The organism is Moraxella sp. DOX410 (assembly GCF_032248735.1).
Taxonomy (GTDB): domain Bacteria; phylum Pseudomonadota; class Gammaproteobacteria; order Pseudomonadales; family Moraxellaceae; genus Faucicola; species Faucicola tetraodonis.
The window spans coordinates 11,707-36,477 of record NZ_CP135141.1 but is presented as its reverse complement, the minus strand read 5'-3'; the positions used below and the strand labels follow the sequence as shown (position 1 = coordinate 36,477).

General features: G+C 39.0%; 23 protein-coding genes, 4 pseudogenes and 1 other annotated feature. Of the genes and pseudogenes, 5 read left to right on the top strand and 22 right to left on the bottom strand.

Annotated elements, in window-relative coordinates; all coding sequences use genetic code 11:
- Window positions 1–198: 198 nt before the first annotated feature.
- A complete protein-coding gene (locus RNZ41_RS11580) occupies window positions 199–423 on the bottom strand; it encodes a helix-turn-helix domain-containing protein (protein ID WP_036596869.1) in 225 nt (74 codons plus the stop codon).
- A 198-nt stretch (window positions 424–621) separates the two neighbouring features.
- Between RNZ41_RS11580 and RNZ41_RS11575 the strand changes: the two genes are divergently transcribed.
- On the top strand, window positions 622–939 hold the full coding sequence (locus tag RNZ41_RS11575; RefSeq protein WP_060994299.1) for a hypothetical protein: 318 nt from the start codon (window positions 622–624) through the stop codon (window positions 937–939).
- 292 nt (window positions 940–1,231) lie between these two features.
- Here RNZ41_RS11575 and RNZ41_RS11570 read toward each other — a convergent pair.
- Together RNZ41_RS11570 and RNZ41_RS11565 are read right to left on the bottom strand one after the other, a co-directional pair.
- Window positions 1,232–2,540 (bottom strand): annotated as a pseudogene (locus RNZ41_RS11570) (IS3 family transposase).
- Window positions 2,149–2,265, bottom strand: a sequence feature (AL1L pseudoknot). (Overlaps the previous pseudogene by 117 nt.)
- Window positions 2,541–2,629: 89 nt before the next feature.
- Window positions 2,630–3,460: a cation efflux transmembrane domain-containing protein gene (locus RNZ41_RS11565; protein WP_314027882.1), complete on the bottom strand. Its 831-nt coding sequence runs from the start codon at window positions 3,458–3,460 to the stop codon at window positions 2,630–2,632.
- A gap of 75 nt (window positions 3,461–3,535) precedes the next feature.
- Here RNZ41_RS11565 and RNZ41_RS11860 point away from each other — a divergent pair, with 75 nt between their 5' ends.
- Together RNZ41_RS11860 and RNZ41_RS11840 are read left to right on the top strand one after the other, a co-directional pair.
- Entirely contained in the window at window positions 3,536–3,652 is a 117-nt protein-coding gene (locus tag RNZ41_RS11860; RefSeq protein ID WP_418001145.1) for a transposase-like zinc-binding domain-containing protein, read from the top strand.
- A pseudogene (locus RNZ41_RS11840) lies at window positions 3,645–3,773 on the top strand (IS1 family transposase); the annotation flags it as partial. The gene RNZ41_RS11860 and the pseudogene RNZ41_RS11840, both read left to right, overlap by 8 nt.
- 202 nt (window positions 3,774–3,975) lie before the next feature.
- Here the strand turns inward: RNZ41_RS11840 and RNZ41_RS11555 are convergent.
- Window positions 3,976–4,572, bottom strand: a complete 597-nt coding sequence (locus RNZ41_RS11555) for a DUF411 domain-containing protein (RefSeq protein ID WP_007116040.1) — start codon at window positions 4,570–4,572, stop codon at window positions 3,976–3,978.
- Window positions 4,573–4,812: 240 nt separating this feature from the next.
- Here RNZ41_RS11555 and RNZ41_RS11855 point away from each other — a divergent pair.
- Window positions 4,813–4,980: pseudogene (locus tag RNZ41_RS11855) on the top strand (IS701 family transposase); the annotation flags it as partial.
- A gap of 294 nt (window positions 4,981–5,274) precedes the next feature.
- Here the strand turns inward: RNZ41_RS11855 and RNZ41_RS11550 are convergent.
- From RNZ41_RS11550 to RNZ41_RS11495, 12 genes and pseudogenes are all read right to left on the bottom strand, one after another.
- Entirely contained in the window at window positions 5,275–5,607 is a 333-nt protein-coding gene (locus RNZ41_RS11550) for a type II toxin-antitoxin system MqsA family antitoxin (protein ID WP_096489728.1), read from the bottom strand.
- Entirely contained in the window at window positions 5,604–5,855 is a 252-nt protein-coding gene (locus RNZ41_RS11545) for a type II toxin-antitoxin system RelE/ParE family toxin (protein WP_227715641.1), read from the bottom strand. The genes RNZ41_RS11550 and RNZ41_RS11545 overlap by 4 nt, the downstream gene beginning before the upstream one ends.
- Before the next feature lie 172 nt (window positions 5,856–6,027).
- On the bottom strand, window positions 6,028–6,540 hold the full coding sequence (locus RNZ41_RS11540) for a recombinase family protein (protein WP_314027924.1): 513 nt from the start codon (window positions 6,538–6,540) through the stop codon (window positions 6,028–6,030).
- A 29-nt stretch (window positions 6,541–6,569) separates the two neighbouring features.
- Window positions 6,570–6,668 (bottom strand): annotated as a pseudogene (locus RNZ41_RS11535) (calcium/sodium antiporter); the annotation flags it as partial.
- A gap of 88 nt (window positions 6,669–6,756) precedes the next feature.
- Window positions 6,757–7,944: a Na+/H+ antiporter NhaA gene (gene nhaA / locus RNZ41_RS11530; RefSeq protein WP_036604826.1), complete on the bottom strand. Its 1,188-nt coding sequence runs from the start codon at window positions 7,942–7,944 to the stop codon at window positions 6,757–6,759.
- 23 nt (window positions 7,945–7,967) lie between these two features.
- Window positions 7,968–9,710 carry an alpha/beta-hydrolase family protein gene (locus RNZ41_RS11525; RefSeq protein WP_060994965.1) on the bottom strand — a complete coding sequence of 581 codons (1,743 nt, stop codon included), beginning with the start codon at window positions 9,708–9,710 and terminating at the stop codon, window positions 7,968–7,970.
- 65 nt (window positions 9,711–9,775) lie between these two features.
- Window positions 9,776–10,900, bottom strand: coding sequence for an AOC03_06830 family ribosome hibernation factor (locus tag RNZ41_RS11520; RefSeq protein WP_219332326.1), 1,125 nt, complete (start codon window positions 10,898–10,900; stop codon window positions 9,776–9,778).
- Window positions 10,901–11,718: 818 nt separating this feature from the next.
- Window positions 11,719–12,060: a helix-turn-helix domain-containing protein gene (locus RNZ41_RS11515; RefSeq protein WP_060996132.1), complete on the bottom strand. Its 342-nt coding sequence runs from the start codon at window positions 12,058–12,060 to the stop codon at window positions 11,719–11,721.
- Window positions 12,061–12,307: 247 nt separating this feature from the next.
- Window positions 12,308–13,051 carry a Qat anti-phage system TatD family nuclease QatD gene (gene qatD / locus RNZ41_RS11510; RefSeq protein ID WP_314027915.1) on the bottom strand — a complete coding sequence of 248 codons (744 nt, stop codon included), beginning with the start codon at window positions 13,049–13,051 and terminating at the stop codon, window positions 12,308–12,310.
- Window positions 13,051–14,376: a Qat anti-phage system QueC-like protein QatC gene (gene qatC, locus RNZ41_RS11505; protein WP_314027914.1), complete on the bottom strand. Its 1,326-nt coding sequence runs from the start codon at window positions 14,374–14,376 to the stop codon at window positions 13,051–13,053. The genes qatD and qatC overlap by 1 nt, the downstream gene beginning before the upstream one ends.
- Window positions 14,369–15,121, bottom strand: a complete 753-nt coding sequence (locus RNZ41_RS11500; RefSeq protein ID WP_314027912.1) for a hypothetical protein — start codon at window positions 15,119–15,121, stop codon at window positions 14,369–14,371. The genes qatC and RNZ41_RS11500 overlap by 8 nt, the downstream gene beginning before the upstream one ends.
- Before the next feature lie 20 nt (window positions 15,122–15,141).
- Window positions 15,142–16,935, bottom strand: coding sequence for a KAP family P-loop NTPase fold protein (locus RNZ41_RS11495; protein WP_314027910.1), 1,794 nt, complete (start codon window positions 16,933–16,935; stop codon window positions 15,142–15,144).
- A 270-nt stretch (window positions 16,936–17,205) separates the two neighbouring features.
- Between RNZ41_RS11495 and RNZ41_RS11490 the strand changes: the two genes are divergently transcribed.
- On the top strand, window positions 17,206–17,958 hold the full coding sequence (locus RNZ41_RS11490) for an IS5 family transposase (protein WP_065253672.1): 753 nt from the start codon (window positions 17,206–17,208) through the stop codon (window positions 17,956–17,958).
- A gap of 320 nt (window positions 17,959–18,278) precedes the next feature.
- Here the strand turns inward: RNZ41_RS11490 and RNZ41_RS11485 are convergent, their stop codons facing one another.
- The 6 genes from RNZ41_RS11485 to RNZ41_RS11460 form a co-directional block, all read right to left on the bottom strand.
- A complete protein-coding gene (locus RNZ41_RS11485; protein ID WP_060994619.1) occupies window positions 18,279–19,832 on the bottom strand; it encodes a TerC family protein in 1,554 nt (517 codons plus the stop codon).
- 362 nt (window positions 19,833–20,194) lie between these two features.
- Window positions 20,195–20,674 (bottom strand): YqhA family protein, encoded by a 480-nt coding sequence (locus tag RNZ41_RS11480; protein WP_095356921.1) that lies wholly within the window; start codon window positions 20,672–20,674, stop codon window positions 20,195–20,197.
- Between the two features lie 81 nt (window positions 20,675–20,755).
- Window positions 20,756–21,757 carry a TerC family protein gene (locus tag RNZ41_RS11475; protein ID WP_060994617.1) on the bottom strand — a complete coding sequence of 334 codons (1,002 nt, stop codon included), beginning with the start codon at window positions 21,755–21,757 and terminating at the stop codon, window positions 20,756–20,758.
- A gap of 722 nt (window positions 21,758–22,479) precedes the next feature.
- Window positions 22,480–22,821, bottom strand: coding sequence for a helix-turn-helix domain-containing protein (locus RNZ41_RS11470; RefSeq protein WP_314027904.1), 342 nt, complete (start codon window positions 22,819–22,821; stop codon window positions 22,480–22,482).
- A 3-nt stretch (window positions 22,822–22,824) separates the two neighbouring features.
- On the bottom strand, window positions 22,825–22,959 hold the full coding sequence (locus RNZ41_RS11465) for a hypothetical protein (RefSeq protein ID WP_257619763.1): 135 nt from the start codon (window positions 22,957–22,959) through the stop codon (window positions 22,825–22,827).
- Between the two features lie 314 nt (window positions 22,960–23,273).
- The gene (locus tag RNZ41_RS11460; protein WP_314027882.1) at window positions 23,274–24,104 is read right to left on the bottom strand and encodes a cation efflux transmembrane domain-containing protein; all 831 of its coding nucleotides are present in this window, start codon (window positions 24,102–24,104) and stop codon (window positions 23,274–23,276) included.
- Between the last annotated feature and the right edge of the window lie 667 nt (window positions 24,105–24,771).

Genomic DNA, 24,771 nt, shown 5'->3' with positions numbered 1-24,771 from the left:
CTAGCACGGAATTTTTCCGTTATGCTAAGAAAATCGTATAATTGCTTTAAAATAAAATAACTAAAAATCAAATACTTGTGAAAGATAGTGCATCGAATTATTCGAAAATTCAGTGAACACGAAATTTTTCCGTATATCAGCCAACTAACTAGTCAATTACACTTACAGTTCACGCAATACTAATTTAAATATTACTCCTTAAGCTTTGTTGGCATTGTCATCATCAGGCGCATATTTAAGGATATCGCCAGCTTCAACTCCCAGCGCCTCACATAACTTACTCAACGTATCAAATTCAATACGGGTGGTATCGCCATTATAGAGGCGATGTAAGGTTGATTTACTGATATCAGTTGCTCTTATCAGATCAGCAACTTTCATACGTCGTTCAGCTAACAGCACAGGTAAATTACATAAGATCACAAAATTTCCTTACTGGTAAGTAAAAAGTATTTGCCAGCAACTACTTTTTACGATAGCATGTACTTACTGGTAACTACAAAGTATTTGTTGGCGAATATTTATTCTAAAGGGAGTAGGTATTATCTCATAAAAATTGTAGTTGCCATATTCAATTATTTCAATAGATAGTTAATATGCCAATGAGGTATGGAGACAGTAATGAAAAAAATGGTGTTACAGCAGCTATTGTTTAAGCAAAAAAGAAATGCGCTAATTCGTGAGCAGGCAAATTTAATTGCCAATAAGCTTATCTTAGAGTTTGAGGTGAATGAGGGAACAAGGCTTGCTTATTTTTTAACGGTGCCTCAGGGGTTGGATAATTTTATGGCGCTACGCGTCTGGGTAGAGCGTGAGTTGGTTCGTTTAGATGGGTTTTCCAGTCAATCTGATTTATCTCAATTGCATGATATTCTTTACGATGAGGTGCGTAATACCTTTGTCCGTAAATTTCCTGAGAATATGTTGCAACATGCTTAGCTGTGGCAGTCTTAACACTATTAGCAAATCAAGAGTAATACCGCTTTGATAGGCATATTACTCTTTTTGGTTTTAAAAGCTACTACAAATCACGGGCGTATTGTTTAACATAATTTCAGATAGGTGAAATATGGGTAAAAAACATTTAGCAAAATTTCTAAAGTTTAATATATTCAATCATTGTTATTCAGACAAATTGAACCGTCCTGGTTTTATCGGAGACAGGTTTGCTTGAGTCAGGCAGCATAGCCTGACGGAATTAATGAACAATAGTAGATATTTTCCGCGTCCACTACGAGCATAGCTCTCCGTCTTGCACTCGGGCAAAGCAGTGCTTCGCTAATCCTCGTTCAGGCGATACATATCCATTGGTAGAATGCAATCGTTCATGGTTGTACCAGTGTACCCAATCAAGGGTCGCCAATGCAACATCATTCACACCATTCCATTCAGGTTTAAAATAGTCAATCACCTCCGTTTTATATAGCCCATTCACGCTTTCGGCTAAAGCATTGTCTGAGCGAGGAATAGCGAAGCACTGCTTTGCCCGAGTGCAAGACGTAGGGCTATGCCCGAAGTGAAATCACCAGTCGTACCAACAGATGCGGCAAGCCCTGGCTGTTTGAGCCGTTCACTGTATTTGATGGATAGATACTGGCTACCCTTATCGCTATGGTGAATCACATTTTTTGGTCTATGCCTAGCATCCAGTGCTTGATTTAACGCATCAAGTACCAGTTGGGTATCCATGCGATTGGATACTTTCCAACCGACGATGACCCGTTTAAACACATCAATGACAAAGGCGGTGTAAACCTAGCCTGTTTTAGTCTTGATATAGGTAAAGTCAGCGACCTGAGGAGCACTGCTCCGCAAGAGTCTTTTCTTGTTTGGGCTATCTGCAGTAAAGTTGCGTTTAACAAGGTCATTCGGCTTGTCTTGGTCATCACGCTGTTTGGTGGTGATTTTGCCTTTGCCCCGCCATACGCCTTGGATGCCAAGCTGTTTCATGAGCCTTTCAACAGTACAGCGAGCAAGCTTTGGTAGACCGTCTTGTTTGAGTTTGTGCCAGACTTTACGAATGCCATAGCGACAGCCACTGTCTCGCCAAATCTGTTTGATTTGCTCCATAAGGTGTTTGTCGCTTTGCTTGCGACGGCTTTGTTTTTCTGGGTTCTCTTGCTCGTCTTTGATACGATAGTAGGTGGATGGGGCGATTGGCAGGATTCTGCAAATCGACTCGACCCCATACTTTTTCTTTTCATCATCGATGAATTTGACCATTACTTCGGTTTGCGGCCCTTCTCCGCCTGGGCGAAAAAAGCAGCGGCTTTGCGAATGATTTCATTAGCCTGCTTTAATTCTTTGATTTCTCGCTCTAACTCGGCAATGCGGGCGGCTTGGCTTTCGGTGGTAACAGTGATGGGATTTTGCTTTGCTAGGTGCTTTTGATGCCATGAACGAAGGGTTTCAGGGGTACAGCCAAACTTCGGAGCAATGGCTTGTATGGCTGCCCAGAGTGAGGGATAATCTTTTTGTGATTCGATGAGTAATTCGACGGCTCGAGTCTTAATTTCAGTTGAGTATTGTTTGGTTTTCATAAGGGTATTGTCTCAGAGTTTTGGGTTTCCGACAATCCCGGGACGGTTCACTACTTACTTGAGCTATTTGCTTCAGTTATTAGGCTTGGCTACTTACTCAACTTCAATATTCTAAAGGCGCCCTGAATAACTAAAGCAAATACGATGCTACCAATAATCAAATCAGGCGTACTAGAGTGTAACCAATTAACCAAAATCCCTGCAACAATTACCCCTAAATTGATAATCACATCGTTTGAAGTGAAAATCATACTGGCTTGCATATGGGCTTCTTCTTTGCTTTTCGATTTTTGTAGTAAATAGAGGCAAATCGAGTTTGCAATTAGCGCAAGAATCGATATGACTATCATGGTAGAAAAGTCAGGTAACTGCTCATTGCCAAAGAAACGTCTTAGTACTTCTAAAAAACCAAGAATCGCCAGCGTAATTTGAAAATATCCGGCAATTCTAGCAATCCGTTTTTTCTTAATGACCGTTCCACCGACCGCAAATAAGCTAATTCCATACACGAAGCTATCTGCTAACATATCTAAGCTGTCGGCGACCAACCCCATCGAACGAGAAATCAGTCCCGTGCTCATTTCAATAATAAAGAAAGCAAAGTTAATGACCAGCACTATCCATAGTAGCTTTCTTTGCTCAGCATCTTTTTTGTGACTAGAGTCAGCATCAACTTTAAAATTATTGTTGGGATCAGAGGGGTCAATGGTTTCGGTCGAGAGTAAGGTGTCTCCTAATTTTAGGTCATGAATAGCAGTCTCTATCCCTTCTATATTGTCATGATGAAACACAGTTAATTGACGGTTAGGAATGTCGAACTCAAGATGTTCAATATTCGAGTGGCCCTCTAATTTCATTCGGATTAGGTTTTCCTCCGAAGGGCAGTCCATCTTTGATATTTTAAAAGTTGTTTTATTCATAGCTACATTTATATCCGGGTGGTGGTTCAAAAAGTAGGCTGGAAAAAACAGGCTGAGAAATTGATAAATAGTGAAATGCAAATGACACTATACATCAAATGCCCAGCCTGTCTAAGTGACAATATAAAGAAAAATGGTTTCAAAAGCTATGGTAAGCGAAACTATAAATACAAAGACTGCAAAAGGCATTGAAGGTAATAATTGCATTATCAGACATCGAGTAAGGCGAGCATTTAGGCGAAGTTGTAACTTTCCTAAAAAGCTGGAAAATCACTTTAAAGCCTTTGATTTAGCTTTCTTTGATGTGGCCTGATAAATTAGGCATCAGCATAGAATTTGGATTAAAATAAGTATCCGACCACCCCGCCTTTCTCACATTAGCAGAATGTGGGGTAACTGCTTATGATGATTAACTAAATAACTTACTCAATCTGCTGTAATATTATATGAGAGCCACGTCCTATAGCCGGACGTGACCCAATCAGTGTTACCTAGCGCTGTACTGGCTAATATCTTCAATATTGTTCGTTTGCTTGTTTAATACTAGCATAAGGCGCGGTACTACCGTCTTTTTTTATCAGCATAATAGTATAAGGACTGAATTGATCACCCATTTCCATGCCTGGACTACCCATTGGCATACCCGGTGTGGCTAGACCAATAGCGTCTTTGGGCGGGTTTTGTAGGAACTTATCCATATACTTGACCGGCACATGACCCTCAAACACATAACCGTCTTGGCTTATGATGGTATGGCAAGAGTACATTGACGTTGGTAATTGATGCTGCGCTTTGATCGCTGTAACTGCCTCATTACTGGTGACTTTGTCAACAATCATCACACCGTAGGATTTAGCATGCTCAATCCAACTATGACAACAGCCACAGTTCGGGTCGCGATGTACCGTTAACGTATTGTTTTTCAATGTATCTGAGATTTGAGTTTGAACGTTAGGAATGGTGGTTATCGCCTGACGCTGCTGAGTTGTTTGAGGCGTTGAGGCGATGGTATCTGTTTGACTATTTTTCGCGACTTGATTGCCACAAGCGACCAAAGATAACGCTGATAAGCTGACGAGGATTGAAAATTTAATAGAATATTTATTTGACATGATAATCTCTATTGATAAGTTGGTTTCAGCTCAAACGTGACGGGTAACGCTAAAATCACTGGTTAATCTGTAACTTTGAAATCACTAAATGAGTAAATGCCAAAACCTTATGCTTGGCATTTATAATTAGGACTTACGCAAAAAGCATAAAATTTTGCGAAAGCGGATAAAAATATAGTAGCATAAAGAGATGAAGAAAAAAGCTATCACCCGCTTAGATTAGACTACTGTCAATATTTACTGGTAAGCCAAACCAATTACACCCTTACCAACTACGCAGAACATCATCCTGAATCAATTAGTCATGACCGCATCAATCGATACCTACGTCATGACAAACTAAAACCCAAGCTCGTATGGGAAAAAGTCAAAGACGACATCGTATTAGACGACGATGGCTATGTAGTGGCATAATAAAGCTAGACAACCGATAAGAGATTATAATGGGGTTACCCCAGAATTCGGAGAAAATAGTACGTTAAGGAATTTAGTCGAGTATTTTTAAAATTGATAAAGGTCAAGGTGTCTAAAAAACGTTGGTTTTTTGGACACTTCCATTTAGGCGAAAAAACAGAGGCAAATCGCCTCTATTTTTGTAAATTAACCTGTCTACAAATCAGTATCTAATAAATATGTAAATAGACCCTATGAGAAAATTTCAATTACACTCAAAGAAGGGTAGTTACTAGAATGGCTCAAGTACTATGCCAAATGAGCAATCTCATCAATTAACTCAGGTTTTTTGCCCAATAACTTAAGCAAGACTTGAGCTGAACCGCTCGGTTTACGCTGACCTTGCTCCCAAGACTTTAAAGTATTGACTGAAATACCCAATGACTTGGCAAATTGACTTTGCGACAAGCCTGTCTTTTGACGGACTTGGCTAGCTTCCGATACGGGTGCATACCGTCCTTCTCTCAATTGAGAAAGTGATTTGGCTAAACTGTCCTTAATCACAATCGCATCAGGATCATCTTTAATAACTGCTTCAACAATATTGGCAATATCTAAATCAGAAAAGTTGACAGGTTTCATGATTGGTTTCCTTGCTTTTCATTTTTTAATAACTTTAATTCTTTGGCAGAAATATTTTCTTTTTCATTTTTGGCATACACAGCTAGACAAACTATCAGTCCATCATCTAGCATATTGTAGTAAATAACTCGAACCCCACCCGACTTACCTTTAACACTGGTTGCCCAACGAATTTTTCTTAACCCTTTGCCATGTTGAATCACATCACCTTTTAATGGATTTTGAGACAGGTAAGTAAAGAAAGCCAACCGATCATCCAAATCTAACAATTGAGCAATTTCAGCCTTAAAGCTTTCTGTCTAGGCAACCGTATACATAGCAAACCTTTAATATATGATACATTGCATTATAATACTAAATCTACTAGTTAACAATCGATTTTAGAATGCTGAAAAATAGAAACTTTCAAAAATACTGTAATTATTCGATTTTGCTTATCAAGTCCACTCCAGCTTTCTTCAACTCCCCTTTCGCTGTCACATAATGATAGAGTGTACTACTGGGAATATCACCAAGCTCTTTGCAAATCGCTGGAATGCTTTTGGTTTGGTCAGCCATCAGATGCTGGGCATAACGTAGTTTCTCAGCGGTCATGATTCTGGGCCTACCACCTTTACGCCCTCGAGCCCGAGCAGCGGCAATCCCCTCTTTCACCCGCTGGCGGATAATATTACGTTCCATCTCAGCAAAAGCGGCTTGAATTTGTAAAAACGCCCGACCTGCAGGGGTGGTGGTATCCATCGGTGAATTAATCGCTTTAAAGCCAATGCCATTTTCAGCCAGTTCATCAATCAACTTTATCAAGTCACTGGCTAACCGCCCTAACCGATCTAAATCCAAAACAACAAGCACATCGCCTTTTCGCAAATAGTTGAGACAATCATCCAATCCTTTACGTTGGGAATTACTGCCTGATGCTTTGTCTTCAAAAATTCGCTCACAGCCGATTTCTTTTAACGCATCAACTTGACGGCCAAATCCGTTGCCCCATCAATAAACACGTTGGCACTCCACACCAGTATAGCTAGCCCCACTAAAAATGCCACAATCGCAATCAACATAAAAAACTCACTTTGCTATTCAATTAAAAAATGCGTTTTTACCGCTATCAATGATAAAAACGCATTTTAGGTATAGGATAGTTAAAGGCTAGGCTTGTTTTGGCAATGTCTTATTCAGATAAAAATAACCGATAATGCCTGCTAAAACTGAACCCATGACAATTCCTAATCGCTCATCAAACGGTTTAATCTCCAATCCTGCGAACGCCAAGCTCCCGATAAATAAACTCATGGTAAATCCAATGCCACATAGGGCAGCGACACCAATTACTTGACCCCAGTTCATGCCTTGTGGCAGATTGGCGAGCTTTAGCTTAACCCCAAGCCAACTAAATAACATCACACCCAGCATTTTACCGACTAGCAATCCCATGATAATGCCCAATGACACAGGGTGGGTGAGTGACGCCATAAAGCCTCCTTCCGCTCCCCCAAAATGGATCCCTGCATTGGCAAAGGCAAATACGGGCAAAATCAAAAAGCTCACTGTATGATGCAAATCATGCTCAAGTTCTTTTAACGGTGAGATTTTAGGGTTTGCCGAATCAGTCATTGGGATAAACATCGCCAGCAATACCCCAGCAATCGTGGCATGAATACCCGATTCAAGCATCGCCACCCATAACACCAATCCAATAATGACATACGCAGAAATACGAGTGACATTAAAACGATTCATGATAAACAATACTGCAAGCGTTAAAGCGGCAACCCCTAAGGCGGCTAGGTTTAACCCACTGGAATAAAACAAAGCAATGATTAAAATCGCCCCAATATCATCGAAAATCGCAATTGAGGTTAAAAACACTTTAAGCGACAGCGGCACTCGGCTACCCAGTAAGGTTAATACCCCCAACGCAAAGGCGATATCCGTGGCCGCAGGAATCGCCCAACCCTTAGCAAAATCAGGGTTTTGGTAGTTAAACATCAAATAAATTAAGGCAGGAAACACCATGCCACCCATGGCAGCGAGTGCAGGTAAAATGATGTTGCGTGGGTTGGACAATTCCCCTACCATCATTTCACGTTTAAGCTCAAGCCCCACTAAAAAGAAAAACACTGCCATTAACCCATCATTAATCCAATGAAGCAAATGGTGTTTCACCACGAAATCACCAAAACTTATCGCAATCGGAAAATGCAATAAATGCTCATAGCTTTCTTGCAATGGCGAATTGGCAACAATCATTGCCAGTAGTGCAGCGATGGCTAAAACAATACCAGCCGCTGCATCCATCGCAAAAAACCGCTTAAGCGTTTGCTGAAAATTACTCATAGACCCTCCTAATATAAAAATAGCTATTTATTCTCTTTTGTGAATGCTATTCGCTGTTCAATTCTTTCTGCCACTTGCTTAGGGTCAACTTGTGAATTATCGAGTACCGCCGCCCACGCATACACGATATCATCTTCATAAATATGACCAAATCCTGCAGGCGTTTGGTTAGACGCTGGCATATCCAGAGATAATTCCCAAAAACTTAACACAGGCAACCATCTAGGTAAATGACTAACCCCTCGACCCTTGGGTTCTGCCATCCAGTCAGGTGCTTGCCATAGCATCTTGGACGACCACCACACGATAGGGTCTGTCGCATACTGCAAAAATACAATTCGTGGTGACTGCCAATCATTTGTCAGTTGTTTTAATGAGGCAGGATTATCCATAAATCGCACATGTTGTCCGCTGTGAATAATAGGCAAGGCTTCTGTCGAACCTTTATTCCGATTCGCCACCAGTTGTTGCCATAGTGGGCTAAATCTTGGCGTTCCCACCCACACCGCCCCATCAATACGATTAATGACATCATCATAATTGTTAAAAAGCGATTGACTGGCATACGCCCCTAACGACTCTCCTGCAAGCAATAGTTTAGGGCGTTTATCAATCGGCATTTGCTCAAGACGTTGTTTGACGGCATTTATCAACTCGCTATTGGCAAACGTGGCAAGCTCACCATTCAACAAAAACGAAAATTGACTGGGTAAATACGAGTATTGAATCGCCACCGTTGCCACATCGCCTTGGGTCAAATACTCAACCGCCTGACTGCTGTACTCTTCAATCCAGCCCCGTCCTGTAGCCCCTTGTATCACGATATAGCGGCGGGTAAACGCCTGCGTTCTATCCATCTCATCAAGGGCGGTCTGCACCATTTTTTCTAACAACGCTTTATCAGGTTCTTGACGATTCAAACCAACGAATACCCGAATCGGCTCTTTGGCAGGCAATCCTGTCAGCAAGCTAATATCCTTCTGCGACGCCCCAAGCGAGACAAAGCGTTGTCCAAAATGCCCCAACTCCTGCCACTGTTGGGCAGGTTTTTCTTTATTACTATGCCCCGTTTGCCCACTATCAAACCCTGATTTATACCGTGAGAATGGGGCTGATAGGGTATCGGGTTCAGAGGTATCAAGCTGCATGGCACTATAGGCGACTTTCTCGACAACTTTGTGCCAGATATAATCTCGACTTAACGTAACCAATCCGACAATCAGTAGTAAAAAAGCCCCTGCTTTCATACTCATTTTTGTGGTAGTAGAAAACTGTGGAAAGCCACGTTCTACCCCCATCAACACCAATTGCTTTATCAAGCGAGCGATAAACACCACCAACCCCCAAAGCAATAGACTTAAGAGCATAGCCCCGCTGACATTAAGCAATGACGGCGGTGTTATCTGGACCTGTTGGGCAATCTTGGCAGTAATCTGGTAATGATAAAAAGCAAAACCAATCGCACCTAAAAATCCTAATACCATCGTCATTATTGGTAAGATATTTAGGTGGTTGATAGCTGATTGATGATTGGAGTTTTTTAATAAACGCTGTAACCAATACCCTATAAGACCCAACAGCATTCCAAACGCATAACCAACGATAGCGTTAATGCCACCACTGATTGCCTGCAACCACCAGACCCGTGGCAACAACATTGGTACATAGGACACATATAGACAAAAAAAACCCAGCATTAACCCAACTGCTGAACTATCTTTAATCTGTCGCTGTAGCCATTGAGCGACCAAATGCGTATTATTCATCTATTTTACTCAATAAAAAAAGGGTAAGACCATTGTCCTACCCTTCATTGTAAACGATTCGACGATTAGTAACGAGTAATCAACGCAATCGGCTCCTTTTCATCCATTTGCTCAGTGGGTACAAATACCACCTCACCACCTTTATGGCTAACCAATTCAATGATTTCACTAACCGCATCATCGGTTACACCCTCAGCAGTAGCATCATCTTGGACTTGTAGGGTCTGTGCTTTCTCATCAATCTTCGCAGGCACACTATGACCTTGACGAACCAATAGCGTTACCGCATTGCCTTCAAACGCCGAGCGATAGATTTGTTGCAAATCAGTACGCACCATCTTTTCATTACGAGCTTTTTCAAGGTCGCCTTTGGCAGTTTCGTAACGAGTCTGACGCTTTTGCTCAACGATGTCTTGAACGCCAGCAATAATGTCCTCTGGCTTGCTGTCGTTCAGATATGTTAAATTATCGACTTTACCAATAATCATATCAGGGCGGTCGCACACTTTTTCATAAAAACCAATATTGTGGCTATCACCCACCAAAATCACAGGTAGTGGTGATTTGTTATAAAGCTCTTGCAAGCTTTTATCAACACGGTTAAAGAACTCTTTTAAGTACATATCATCGTCTGATGAGCCTGTACGGTCTGCTTTACTGTTGTTGGGTAGCGTTGAGTTGTTAATAGGGAAGGTCAACTCGCTCATTGTTTGTTGACGTTCGCTACCGCCTTTAATTTCTTTAACCAGACGATTATTCACGCCTTCAATCAGACGGGCTTTTTCAGGCGTAACTACCAACACATAATAGCCAACCCCTTCTGATAAGTTACGCATGAGGTCACGGGTCGCAAACTTTTCACCAATGATGACTCGCTCAGCGGCATCAAAGGGCAAACGCACCACTTGAGCAGATTCAGGCGTGGCAAACACAGCCAGCGTATCTAAGTTATAGTTATGGTCAAGCTCATCGGTTTGGGCATGGATTTTTTCCATCACACTTGCAGCAACACGCTTGTCGTATTCATTGGTGACACGTTCTTCGACGATTTTAAGTTGGTTTTTTAGGGCAATTGCGTCTTGCTCATTGTCTGGGAAAGTACGGTGGGTCGGAATAAATACGCTAACCGCTGGATTACCTGTTTGCCCACGCAATGTTTTAAAAGTTTCTTCTAAATTGATGTTATTCATGTGTAACTTCCATTTTAAAATTAAATAAAAAATAAATATCAAAAACAAAAAATAATAAGAAAATATATTTCTAAATATAGCAAAATATAGAATTTATTTTTCATATTTAAGCTAAAATTTGATTATATCAATCATAATAAGAATTAAAAGTAAAATGTTGTATCGCTTATATATGGCAATGTTATAGTTAGCATCGTTTGAACAATAAAAACGAGTATTATAAAAGACGTAGATTTCAAAAGTTCTAGACTGGGATAAACGATAATGGTCTCATACCTAATCTGCCATTTATAACTAACTTAATGTCTAGAAACAAAATTTTGGGTCAAAGGGTAGATATAAATGCACTCACAAACGTGGCCTTGGCTTATCCGAAAGCGGCTAGACTGCTATAGTCTTCGAAGACAGAAAGTGCTACGGCGTTAGGCTCACTCACAGTACTATTTGTACAGTTTCGTTCGCCTGCCTTGTATCACTTTTATGTTTCTGTGACTATATTTCCCTAATTCTTTGCTGATATCGAATAAGGTAGAGTGTAAAAAAACAAGCCACACTTTAACCAGGGGTTATCTGAGAATTCGGGTCATATTGCACGCTAAGGAATTTTGGCGAGTATTATACCATTATAGATTCGCGTGATAATAGAACTAGCCTACGGAAAACAGATGTTTTCATAGAGTTTCTTATTTTCTTAAGTTTATGCCTATTTTTGTAAATTAACCTATCTATAAATCAGCGTTCAACACATCTTTAAACAGAGCTTATAAGAAACTTTCGATTACACTCACTAAAAGGTGTTTAATAGAAGGGCTCAAGTACTATGCAAAATGAGCAATCTCATCAATTAACTCAGGTTTTTTGCCTAATAATTTAAGTAAGACTTGCGCTGAGCCACTCGGTTTACGCTGACCTTGCTCCCAAGATTTTAACGTATTGACAGAAATACCTAAGGCTTTGGCAAATTGACTTTGCGACAAACCCGCTTTATGGCGGACTTGAGCCGTATCTGATATTTCTGTCGTACGTGCAAAGATACCTGCTTTGGTTTGGTTTAATGCTTCAATCAAATTGTCTCGCTCTGCTATCAAATCAGGTTCATCATCAATAATCGCTTGAACCGCTGCTTCAACATCGAAGTCTTTAGGAAAATTCGTTTTCATCAGTTATCCTTTTAGCTTTTGAAGCTCACTTGCCAAAATATTTTCTTGTTCATTTTTTGCATAGAAGTAAGACATCACAATCAGTGTAAGCATCCGACCATCCCATCTACCACCATTCTAAAAAATACGAGATAGTGCCCACTTATTTTGATCTGAACCCCGAAAGTTGGACACCCTTTTTAACGATTTTTGAAGTATTTCTACATAAATGGTAAAATTAAAAATATTTTTTGGGATTTATTGTTGTTCACCAAGTCACTTGCCTTATAAGGTTTTTAAAATTCTCGAAAACTCTAGCAATAACTTGCTCTCTTGGTTCATTCCAAAGCTTAGATAAACTATTGATTACTGGCATAACTTCGCCAGGCAAAATTGGCTGATTTTTACTCTTAACAAATGGGCCATCCGTTTCAGTGATAATGCAGTTTTTGGGAATTCTGCTGACGAGCTGTTTTCCTTTGTTGGTTGAGAGCATCCTTTGATTTACTGAAAACCAACAGCCATTAGCTATCGCTCTGTTTAATTGAATTTCATTTCCTGTGTACCAGTGTAGAACAGGTACGCCATTTGAAAAATGATTTTTTAAACAGTCAAGTACGCTATCCACAGCCTGAAGACTATGAATGGTTAAAATTTTAGGAGTAGACTTATTCGATTGTATAACAATATGCTCAAAAACTTTCTGTTGAATCGGTTGAAATTGTTTTAGTGAGCGCGAGCCATCTAATCCTATTTCACCTATATATTTTGTGTCGTCCACTAATAGGTCAAATAAATCTAGTTCTTCACTACGTTCATGAGCTATCTGTGGATGCAAACCAAGAGCTGTTTGAATTCTTTGATGGTTTTCTGCAAGTTCCTTTGTACCGAACCATGCTTTAGGTGTTGTCGTGACTGATAAGATATAACTTGAAGCATCGCATAAAGAAGCGACTTTATGCGAATTTTCATATAAATCCAAATGGCAATGCAGATCAATCAATGGGTACATTAGACAGTTACATCCAAATTTTGAGTTTGTAAATAATTTTTCACTTCACCCATTCCCCTTAAAACAGTATCGATAATGCTCTGACGTTCAGTTTTCTCCAATGGTAATGAACCAGACCTTGCCACCCAAATATTTTTATTCGAAGCATTTTCTAAACTCTGAATAGCGACAATCATAGACATCAAATCGTCTCTATTATTAGGGTTTTTGATGACATCGTTTAAAATTGGGAATTGGTATGGTGTAGTATCATTATAAGTAGCTGTATTAAAAGAAGCTCGCCTAATCAAGCATGGCACACATCTGCCGCATTGAGTACCTGAGCGTTTCCATTTACCACAGGAAACTGTATCAACGGCAACTTTTTTCAGTAAAGTCTGATTTTGGCAGTCTACTATCATCTCACCCTTTGTTTTAAACTGGTAAGGGTTCAATAGCTTAACAGGCAGACCAATATTGACAAACAACTCGTTCAACTTTCCTAAAAAAAAGGGATGGGTTGTTCTTGTACTCAATGAACCAATTCGTCGAGCTGTTAATGGTGGATTGATCGAAATAAGCCCATTTTCTGGGATATAAAGGTTAACGGTTTGATTATTATAGTGGTTTTTTGATAACGCAGTAGCAATCAATGCTCCAAATGCAATAAAGTTAAAACTCCGTGTTCTCATTTGTACATCGACTGGGATTTCTTTTACTTTTCTTGGGTTTGCGACGACTTGAAATTTAGCATTAGTAAGGCGAAGTTTGTTATAAACATCATCCTGTTTTTCCCTATCTTTTGGATAAGCATGGCTGACTAGTACAGGTTTTTTCCCTTGTTGTGTTAAATCTATGGCTCCAATCATACTATCGAGACCGCCAGAGAATAAACAAACCGAGTCATGATTATCGATGTGTATTTTTCGAGCTCGTCGATGCGTTATCTTACTTGGTATTTGAAAATCACTTTGACTAAATTCAAAATCCCATAAGTCACCGCTGAGAAAATGTAAAGTTTCTTGAAGTAATGATCTTTGTTGTTGCCACAAATCTGGTTCTAGTAAAGGTAGATGAACCTTAAATTGACGACACCAAGCATCTTCTGCTCTGGTGTTTCGTTCAACGAAAGTATCAGCGGCAGTAACTGCTAACGATAACATCATTAAGTCAAAAGCTGTTTCGTCAGGCTGTTCTTGTAATCTTCTGAATTCTTGTAAAGCAGCTCCGCCAATACTGTTGTACATACCTTCCAGTGCAGATTTGCCAAACATCCGGACTGGTAATACATTGCTTGACATATTAGGTAATCTAGTGAGGTCAGTCTCAAAATATAGTTCAATCATTTAGATAGTCCTCCCACTCGGTCCAAATCTCTTTAAGTGCGGTTTGTTGGATGGTTTCAATGTCATTGCGGGTTAGTGTATCTTTGTTTTCTTTTAGCTGTTCACTCATATGTTTATCTACACAAGATTCAATCAGAGCATGTAAATCGTTTTCTAGTTCAAGAAATTTCTCTGGCGTATCTGCCTTGTCAAACGATGTTCTGGAATCTAGCATAATTTCTTCAAATAAGTATTCTGAGGTGTAATTAAGCATTAAATCAATAATCAAATCATCAGAAATTTGACTAGCGTCGAAGTCCTCTACCCCATCTAAACATTTTGATAAGGACTGATTTAAACTTGCTCTGATTCTTTCAGCATCACCATCAACTTCTAGGATTATTTCAATGATTTTATCAATGACAATATCGATTGGTTGACCATTTAAATCAGATAATTTCAAACCTAAATAATCATTGCCAGCTTGAATGTTCTTAAATACATCAAATAACCCACCGCCTGCTCTAATTATTTTCTGGTAACGTTTTGGACCTACAGTTTTGCCACCAGTTGCATGTTTGGCATAATGACCGATAGCTTTCTTGAGATGATTGCTTGATTTATTTCCCGCAGCTTTACCTAGCTCACCTCTAAATCTCTTTAAATTTCTATCAATATTGGGTATTGGTTGGTTATCTTCATTAGCCCAAGAAGGAACTAACGGTGATTGCCCATTTGTTCCTTTACTGGAAGTTGATGTTCCCATAAATTTGTCACTCCCTAAAATTAGTTGTTGAACCATTCTTCATCTTTCACTGATGTTTTGAACCAAGGTTTTGATGTAGGCATTACTTCCGAGAAAAATGCTTTAAATTGAGGTCTGGTTTCTTCTCTTTCTTTAGCTAATAAAAACGCACCTGCATAACCATTTGGTTTATCGGCCCAATTAGAATTTTTACGCAGCTCATCTAATATTAATCCCATTACTTTCATCTCTTCACCGTCAGGAATGATACTAATGGCTTGTAAAGCGGCTCGTGAGGAGACCTTATTTGTACGCAATAGCAAATTAAATGCTTGACTTGCAGGTTCTGAAAGCCCTTTAGAAATAACCCTTAGCGGTACAGTTTCCTTACTTAAATAAACTAATGGGCGTAAATCTCTATTAGACAATGTTGGTTCTAAATTTATCCAGTCAAAAATAAACCATTTATATTTCTCCCACTCACTTGGTAATAATTTCTCAAACTGCTCAAAATCTTCTTTTGATAATTCAAGTTTTTCAAAAATTTCTGGTTTACCATCGGCCGTCGCATTTATCTCATTGTATAAGGTTGAAACTGCTTTAGAGTCACAGCATCGCTCAAATAATGCCATTTTCGCAATGAGTTTTAAATCTATGGGCATTTGACGTGCACTAGCAACCATATTTCGCATACTAATGACGTTGAGCATTCGTTTAACAATACGTGGATTACCTTCAACATTTTTTGAAGAAGCTAACAAAGGAGCGATACGGTCAGCTACGCCAAAGTCAGTTAAAAGATTCTGTACAGTTGGAGCATCACTATCTAAAAGCTCTAGTGCATCGTTCACAGTGATTGGATCTTCTTTCCAAGAAAGGCATAAATTTTTCTCCAATCCCTCTCTAAGATTTTCCAGTTTTTCTTGTTGCTGACCATAAGTGGGGTGAATTGAAGCATACAATAGAAATAAGTAAGCTCTTACTTCCCTAGTGCTAATTTTAGGGACTTTGACAGGGAACTGAATCAGTTTATCCAAGTAATCGGTAACGTGTTTTTCATCAATGCCATTAAAATGTTCTTTAACAGCATGTCTTACCATGTCTTCATCAGCAGCGATAACGAATGCTGTATTTTTCATAAATAAGAATAAGCGTAAAGATTCTAGAGTTTGTATGGTTTGTTTCGGCAAACAACGATCTAAATTGTCAACAAATACGATGATTTTTTTATTGAACTCTGTTAAAAGCTCCTCAAGTTCTGTTTTTAGTGCAGCGATTTCCTTTGGTGCAGATAGAGCTTCTTCATTAAGAAAATCTTTAGTTCCTTCTTGTCCACTCTCGATAAATTTATTTACTGCCTCAGCATCTTCTTCGTTTGCTTGCCCGTTGAACCCATTGCCAACGGCTTCAATTGCTTTGGAAGCCATACCAAACATAGGAACACCTGCGGCTAATGCAGCCCCTTCGGTGAATAATCCAAATAACCTTAACTTATTAATTCTCTTACTAATTTTTTTTGTTTTCTTAAAAAGACTTTCATTATCTTGAACTAATTTTGCGATTTCTAGTGTTATTACTTCAAGTAAGGAAGCACGAGCATCATCAAAACCTTGGTATAACCAGGCATCAAATTTGATAATAATAAAATCATTATTAGTTTCTGCCTGGATTGTATCTTCAATTAAATTCAATATGGTTGACTTACCTGTTCCCCATGAGCCAAACACGCCTATTGAAATAGGTAACATCGAGGGGGTTTTTAACACATTAACTACTATCTCGGAAGCTTCCGAATAATTTAAAAAATCCTTTTTAGAATCAGTATCTGACCACATTTTTCGACCTATGTTTATCCTATTATCTTTTGTTTGAGTATACTAAGATAAAATTTAATAAAAAAGCAGATTTAAAAAAATTACGACAACTTATGTTATTTGATATCAGGCTAAAGTATTTTAATTAAGTTTTTTAAAAATTATTTAAAGAAAATTATATTAGGTTGTGTTGAACATTTAATATACAAAAGGACATAATGAGGAAATTTTGATAAAAAAATAGCGAAGCAGTAAACTTTAAGCTCTGACCCAAAAAGAAGACTGTTCGCTATGCCTCGTCTTATGCTAAATAATCAACACTGGAAGAAGCTAAAACCCATTCTACAAGAAATTGGCATCTATGACTATGCCAATTTAAGAAAGACCGTAGAAGGGATCTTATATAAAATGCGAACAGGCATACCGTGGCGGGACTTACCCAGATATTTTGGAAAGACCAACACGATATTTAAAGCCTTTAACCGATGGTCACAAAGTAATAAGCTCATCAAATTGTTTGAAAAGATGATTAACTTTCCAGACATGGAATGGCTGTTTATCGATGCAACTTATATTAAAGCTCATCAGCACAGTAGTAGTGGTGACATGAGAGGGCAAGGCATTGATAAAAGTGTCGCAGGCAACAGCAGTAAGATTCATTTAGCGGTTGATGCACACGGCAATCCCATTCGTTTCATCATTACCGATGGCGTAACCCACGATGTTAAAGCAGCACCTGACTTGATTGATACTTTAGATTTAAGTGATGTTGTGATACTTGGTGCTGATAAAGGCTATGACTCTCAGTGCTTTCGTGAGAAAGTTGAAGAGAGTCAAACCATAGCTAATATTCCAAGAAAGCGTAACACTAAACTATCAAATGTACATATGGATTGGCATTTATACAAGTCTCGTCATTTGGTTGAAAATGCTTTCTGTCGTATCAAGCATTATCGGGGTATTGCGACAAGGTATGAGAAGCTTAAACGTAATTATGAGAATTTGGTCGCTCTAGCCTTTGCTTATCATTGGCTGAAGCTTTGAATGTTCAACAGAACCTAATATTATTGATATGTTTTTATTAAAGTAAATAATAGCGGTTATTATTGAACGCCAAATACGACAAAACTGCTGAATTCCTTAACGGGTTCCCTTTTCAACAATAACAAGTGTTTTACTTAATTGAGAATTGACTGTAGCATATCTAATAGATATGGGTTTTGATTTATAAAATGGTGAAAAATAATTATTTTTATTGGGCACAGTCCTTTTTGACTAATTCATTATCAAAGTTTGGCTAAATATTTATTAAATCAAAAAATAAGCCCCTATTTCGGGGCTTATTTTTTAACACCACAACACAATTATTGATCAGTCATTCGCTCAATTCTCACCAACATCACCCGATTTGAGAAGATCTCGATAACAGTAAAGCGATAACCATTTTCCACAATACTGTCATTGATATTTGGTAAATTGGGCAAATTCGCACCCATATAACCCCCAATCGTCAACTGCTCTGCATCCGCAAACAAATCGGAGTTATCGAGTTCTAAGCGCAACTGGTCTAAGCTTGCGGTACCATCGACCAACCAATGATTATCATGCTGGGTAATTTCTGGTGATTCGTCTTCGTCAGGGAACTCACCAGCAATCGCTTCAAACAAATCCAGCGGCGTGACCAAACCTGACACTTGACCAAACTCATCAATCACGATGGCTAAATTACCTTTGGCATTTTTAAGTAGCTTAATCAAATGCAAATTATCAATCGTGTCTGACACATACACGGGCTGGTGCTGTTTTGCCAAATCATACAAGGCTTGTTTATCAGCGTCTGTCATCGTTTCAAGCGTTGATAAAATACTCTTAGAACGCACCACACCCAAGATTTTATCGACTGAGCCATCGCAAATCGGTAATAAGCTATGCGGGGTACTTAACACCTGTGTCTTGATATCAGCCAACGACCCATTGATATCGACCCATGAAATGTCATTGCTCGGTGTCATCACTGTTTCGATATCTCGCTCACCTAGGGCTAACACGCCGCTAATCATATAGCGTTCTTCTTGGACAAAGGCGACTTCCGTATCAGATGGCCTATCTTCGCTAACGAGTTCACTGTTTGGCTCTGCTTTACCACCCATTAGTCGTAAAATACTGTCGGCGGTACGCTCACGTAGTGGTACACGATTTTCATATTTGGTGCGGTTACGTTGGGCAAACTGGTTAAAGGCTTCAATTAAGATTGAGAAACCAATTGCCGCATACAAATAGCCTTTGGGTAAATGAAAACCAAAACCTTCAACAATTAAGCTAAAGCCAATCATGAGCAGGAAGCTTAAACACAAAATCACGACAGTTGGGTGACGACCGACAAAGTTCGTCAACGGCTTTGAAGCAAATAGCATCACCGCCATAGCAACGATTACGGCAGCCATCATCACTTCAAGCTGTTTTACCATACCGACCGCCGTAATCACCGCATCAAACGAGAATACCGCATCTAAAATCACAATCTGTATGACGACAGCGGTAAAACTGGCGTAAATTTGCTTACCGCCGGTGTGTTCAGGTTTGCCTTCGATACGTTCATGTAGTTCTGCCGTGGCTTTAAACAACAAGAACACACCACCGACAATCAAAATTAAATCTCGAACAGAGATATCGAGCGAACCGAATAACGCAATGGGATTGGTCAAGGTGATTAACCAAGACATCACGAACAACAATCCGAGTCGCATGACTAAGGCTAACGTCAAGCCTAAGTTACGGGCTTTATCCCGCAGGTGAGGTGGTAATTTGTTGGCAAGAATGGCGATAAAAACAAGATTGTCGATACCCAGAACGATTTCTAGAATGACAAGTGTGAAGAAACCCAGCCAAACCGATGGATCAGCCAATAGTTCTATCATGAAAACTATACCCTTTTAAGTAATTAATCAGTCATTAAAATTGTTGAGTCAATAACTAGGGCAGATTGGGTGGGAAAGTTGGATAAAATAGGGCGTTGTTAGCGGTTTTCCTGACCTCCTCTTACCTTAGCAAAAGACAAGTCAAGGTCTGGCTAACTATGGGAAACCTTTAAATAAGGTTAAATGGTCATAGCTGATTTACCGATGGGATGGTAACATCCACATGGATTGACGATAAATCACAAGCTTAAAAAAGCAGGAAGTTACTCCCCTTGATGATCATGAGTATATTTTAAGCAACACTAAAAACCAAATAATTGCTTAAATTAATTAAAGCAATTTGTAACTAAACAATTCGACTATTAATGTCGTAAACTTTTAATCGCTAACACAATCGCCCCAACCACCATCGCAATGGCAGCTCCATAAAGAAAAGTATTAAAATTAGCGCCACTTTCAACGGCTTGCTCCAAAAATAAAATCACCAAAATGATCATCGATACTTGCATCAAATTAATTTTTAAGTCATGAAAATCATGAATGCCAAGTACAGTTAAAAAACGAGATTCTTGGGCAGGTTTGTTGGAGATAAATAAACGGTAATAGGCAATCGCAATCATCTGAAAACTTAATGCAATCAATAAAATATCCAACGTCTTTAGCAGATTAACCGCCAAAATCTGCCCATCAAGGGGTTTAACCGCGGGATTGGTAATAAAGTCGGATAGCACATGAAAAATAATATTTAATGAAGCAACATACAGCGTTACTGAAGAGAGTAGGCTCACAATAATCGTGAGAAACACCAAATAACGGCTATTTTTAAACAGCTTTTCCATCATAAAAAAAATAAGCCTTTGTAAAAAAGGCTTATTTTATCACAGTTAAACATGATCATTAGCAATCGGTAATTACCGTCGGGTCTATGCTTTACCCAAATTCGGAAATTTCACTGACAAAATCGCCGTTATCGTTAATACCGTAGCGATAAAGCCGAGTGAAATAGCCATCGGCACGTGAAACACCTCAAGCAGTAGCATCTTGGCACCGATAAACACCAAAATCACGCTTAATGCATACGGCAGTAAATGGAACTTATCCGCCAAGCCTGACAACAAGAAGAACATCGCACGTAAACCCAAAATCGCCAGTAAATTTGCTGTCAATACAATAAACGGGTCGGTGGTTACCGCAAAAATCGCGGGAATCGAATCCACCGCAAAAATCACATCCGACAATTCCACCAAAATCAGCACCACCGCTAATGGGGTGAAATACTTAACGCCGTTTTTAACCAGTACAAATCGCTCTTGACCCGATGCATCATGGCTATCATCACTGATTCGCAAATGTTTTTGTAAAAACTTATACAAGCCTGACTGTTTTGGGTCTTCTTGTTCATCATGGTTTTGCCACATCTTGATACCCGTGTACAGCAAAAAGGCACCAAATATATATAAAATCCAGCTAAACTCACTTACCAGCCACGCACCCGCAAAAATCATCACGGTACGCATGACAATGGCACCAATCACGCCATACAGTAGAATTTTACGCTGCATCGCAGGCGACACCGCAAACGCCGCAAAAATCATGAGCCACACAAACACGTTATCAATGGCGAGTGACTTTTCGAGTAAATAACCCGTGAAGAATTCACCGACTTTTTGATTGGCGATTGCCGAGCCAAACGACCCGTTTAGATACCACCATAAGCCACCTGCAAACAGCACAGAGACACCAACCCAAATCGCACTCCAAATCCCTGCCTGTTTCATGGATACGGATTCGCCTGGCGGCGGGGTCTTAAAAGTAAAAAAATCGACTAACAGTAATGTTGCCACAATGGCAAAAAACACGGCGTATAACATCGGACTGCCGATAGCTATCGCTTCGGTGTTGGCAGGTAAACTCGCAAGTAACATTATCGCTCCTTAAACGTCTCATCAAAAAATTGATAGTGTCGTGGAAGCAATGGAAGAAGGTTAGCCTAAAACAGAAAAACCTTGACCCATGCTAACCACAAATGATTAACAACGAGTCAAGGTCTGGCTAACTATTGTGACAATAGCTGACTTACCGATAAGGGCTAATAATTGAACAATGCCTTATGTAATGACGATAAGCCACAAACTTAATAAAGTGAGAAGTTACTCCCCTTGAGTAACGCTAGCATACTTTAAGCAACATCATTAGTCAATATGTTGCATATAAATAATTATAGAAGGGGTCAGCACAGAATTCGGAGAAAATAGTACGCTAAGGAATTTTGTTTATTAATAAGTTTATTAAAATCAAAGACTTATTTTTTTACCCTTTGCCTTTTTAATAGAGATGAATAATATGCAATTTAATTAAGAGTATTTTCATAAATTTATTAAACAACAAACACATAAAATTCAATAAATGTACCTAGCGTACAATATGAACCGAATTACGTGCTGACCCCAAGTTGATACGATTCAATTTGTCCAAAAAACGAGGGTTTTTTAGACAATTTTATTTAGGCGAAAAAACAGGGGCAAATCGCCCCTATTTTTATCAATTAACTTGTCTACAAATCACCATCCAATAAATATATAGATAGGCCCTATTAGAAAATTTTAATTAAAATCAACGAAGGGTAGTTACTAAAAGGCTTCAAGTACTACGCCAAATGAGCAATCTCATCAATTAACTCAGGCTTTTTGCCTAATAATTTGAGTAAGACTTGTGCTGAACCACTCGGTTTGCGTTGACCTTGCTCCCAAGATTTTAACGTATTGACCGAAATGCCTAGGATTTTGGCAAATTGACTTTGTGACAAACCTGCTTGATGACGGACTTGAGCCGTATCTGATATGTCTGTCGTACGTGCAAAGATGCCTGCTTTGGTTTGGTTCAATGCTTCAATCAAATTGTCTCGCTCTGCAACTAAATCAGGTTCATCATCAATAATCGCTTGAACAGCTGCTTCAATATCGAAGTCTTTAGGAAAATTTGTTTTCATCGGTTATCTTTTTAGCTTTTGAAGCTCACTTGGCGATATATTTTCTTGTTCATTTTTTGCGTAGAAGTAAGACATCACAATCAGCCCATCTTCTAATACATTAAAGTAAATGAGACGAACGCCGGTATTTTCAATCATAAAAAGACCAAACAAATTTCCTCAGCGTGCTATTTTCTCCAAATTCTGTGCTGACCCCATGTAGGTTTGAATTTTATTAGTGTCCTAAATTAGTTGACCACCACCAGATTCTTATCAAAGACTTCATCATCTATTATTCGCCAAACGGCAACTTGCTGATGGTCTTTGGTGGTGACTAGATTTAAAGTTTGTTCAATCATTGCTTGAGGTCTCATATCCTTATGATGTTTATTTGCTTCAAACCCAGTTACTTTACACTTAGCGGTTTAATTAAGCTACTTACTTGAGCTATTTGCTTCAGTTATTAGGCTTGGCTACTTACTCAACTTCAATATTCTAAAGGCGCCCTGAATAACTAAAGCAAATACGATGCTACCAATAATCAAATCAGGCGTACTAGAGTGTAACCAATTAACCAAAATCCCTGCAACAATTACCCCTAAATTGATAATCACATCGTTTGAAGTGAAAATCATACTGGCTTGCATATGGGCTTCTTCTTTGCTTTTCGATTTTTGTAGTAAATAGAGGCAAATCGAGTTTGCAATTAGCGCAAGAATCGATATGACTATCATGGTAGAAAAGTCAGGTAACTGCTCATTGCCAAAGAAACGTCTTAGTACTTCTAAAAAACCAAGAATCGCCAGCGTAATTTGAAAATATCCGGCAATTCTAGCAATCCGTTTTTTCTTAATGACCGTTCCACCGACCGCAAATAAGCTAATTCCATACACGAAGCTATCTGCTAACATATCTAAGCTGTCGGCGACCAACCCCATCGAACGAGAAATCAGTCCCGTGCTCATTTCAATAATAAAGAAAGCAAAGTTAATGACCAGCACTATCCATAGTAGCTTTCTTTGCTCAGCATCTTTTTTGTGACTAGAGTCAGCATCAACTTTAAAATTATTGTTGGGATCAGAGGGGTCAATGGTTTCGGTCGAGAGTAAGGTGTCTCCTAATTTTAGGTCATGAATAGCAGTCTCTATCCCTTCTATATTGTCATGATGAAACACAGTTAATTGACGGTTAGGAATGTCGAACTCAAGATGTTCAATATTCGAGTGGCCCTCTAATTTCATTCGGATTAGGTTTTCCTCCGAAGGGCAGTCCATCTTTGATATTTTAAAAGTTGTTTTATTCATAGCTACATTTATATCCGGGTGGTGGTTCAAAAAGTAGGCTGGAAAAAACAGGCTGAGAAATTGATAAATAGTGAAATGCAAATGACATTATACATCAAATGCCCAGCCTGTCTAAGTGACAATATAAAGAAAAATGGTTTCAAAAGCTATGGTAAGCGAAACTATAAATCAAAGACTGCAAAAGGCATTGAAGGTAATAATTGCACTATCAGACATCGAGTAAGGCGAGCATTTAGGCGAAGTTGTAACTTTCCTAAAAAACTGGAAAATCACTTTAAAGCCTTTGATTTAGCTTTCTTTGGGGTCAGCACAGAAAACGGACCATATAGGGTGGTAAGTACATTTGTTTAGTATTTAAATTACTGTGATAGGTAAAACTCATCATTGGAAAAACTGACCTCTGCTGTCAAGAACGGAGAAAAACACTTGGTAGATTATGTCAGGCAGCCTGACGGTAAAAGGGGTCAGCACGGAATTCGGTTCATATTGTACGCTAGGTACATTTATTGAATTTTATGTGTTTGTTGTTTAATAAATTTATGAAAATACTCTTAATTAAATTGCATATTATTCATCTCTATTAAAAAGGCAAAGGGTAAAAAATAAGTCTTTGATTTTAATAAATTTATTAATAAACAAAATTCCTTAGCGTACTATTTTCTCCGAA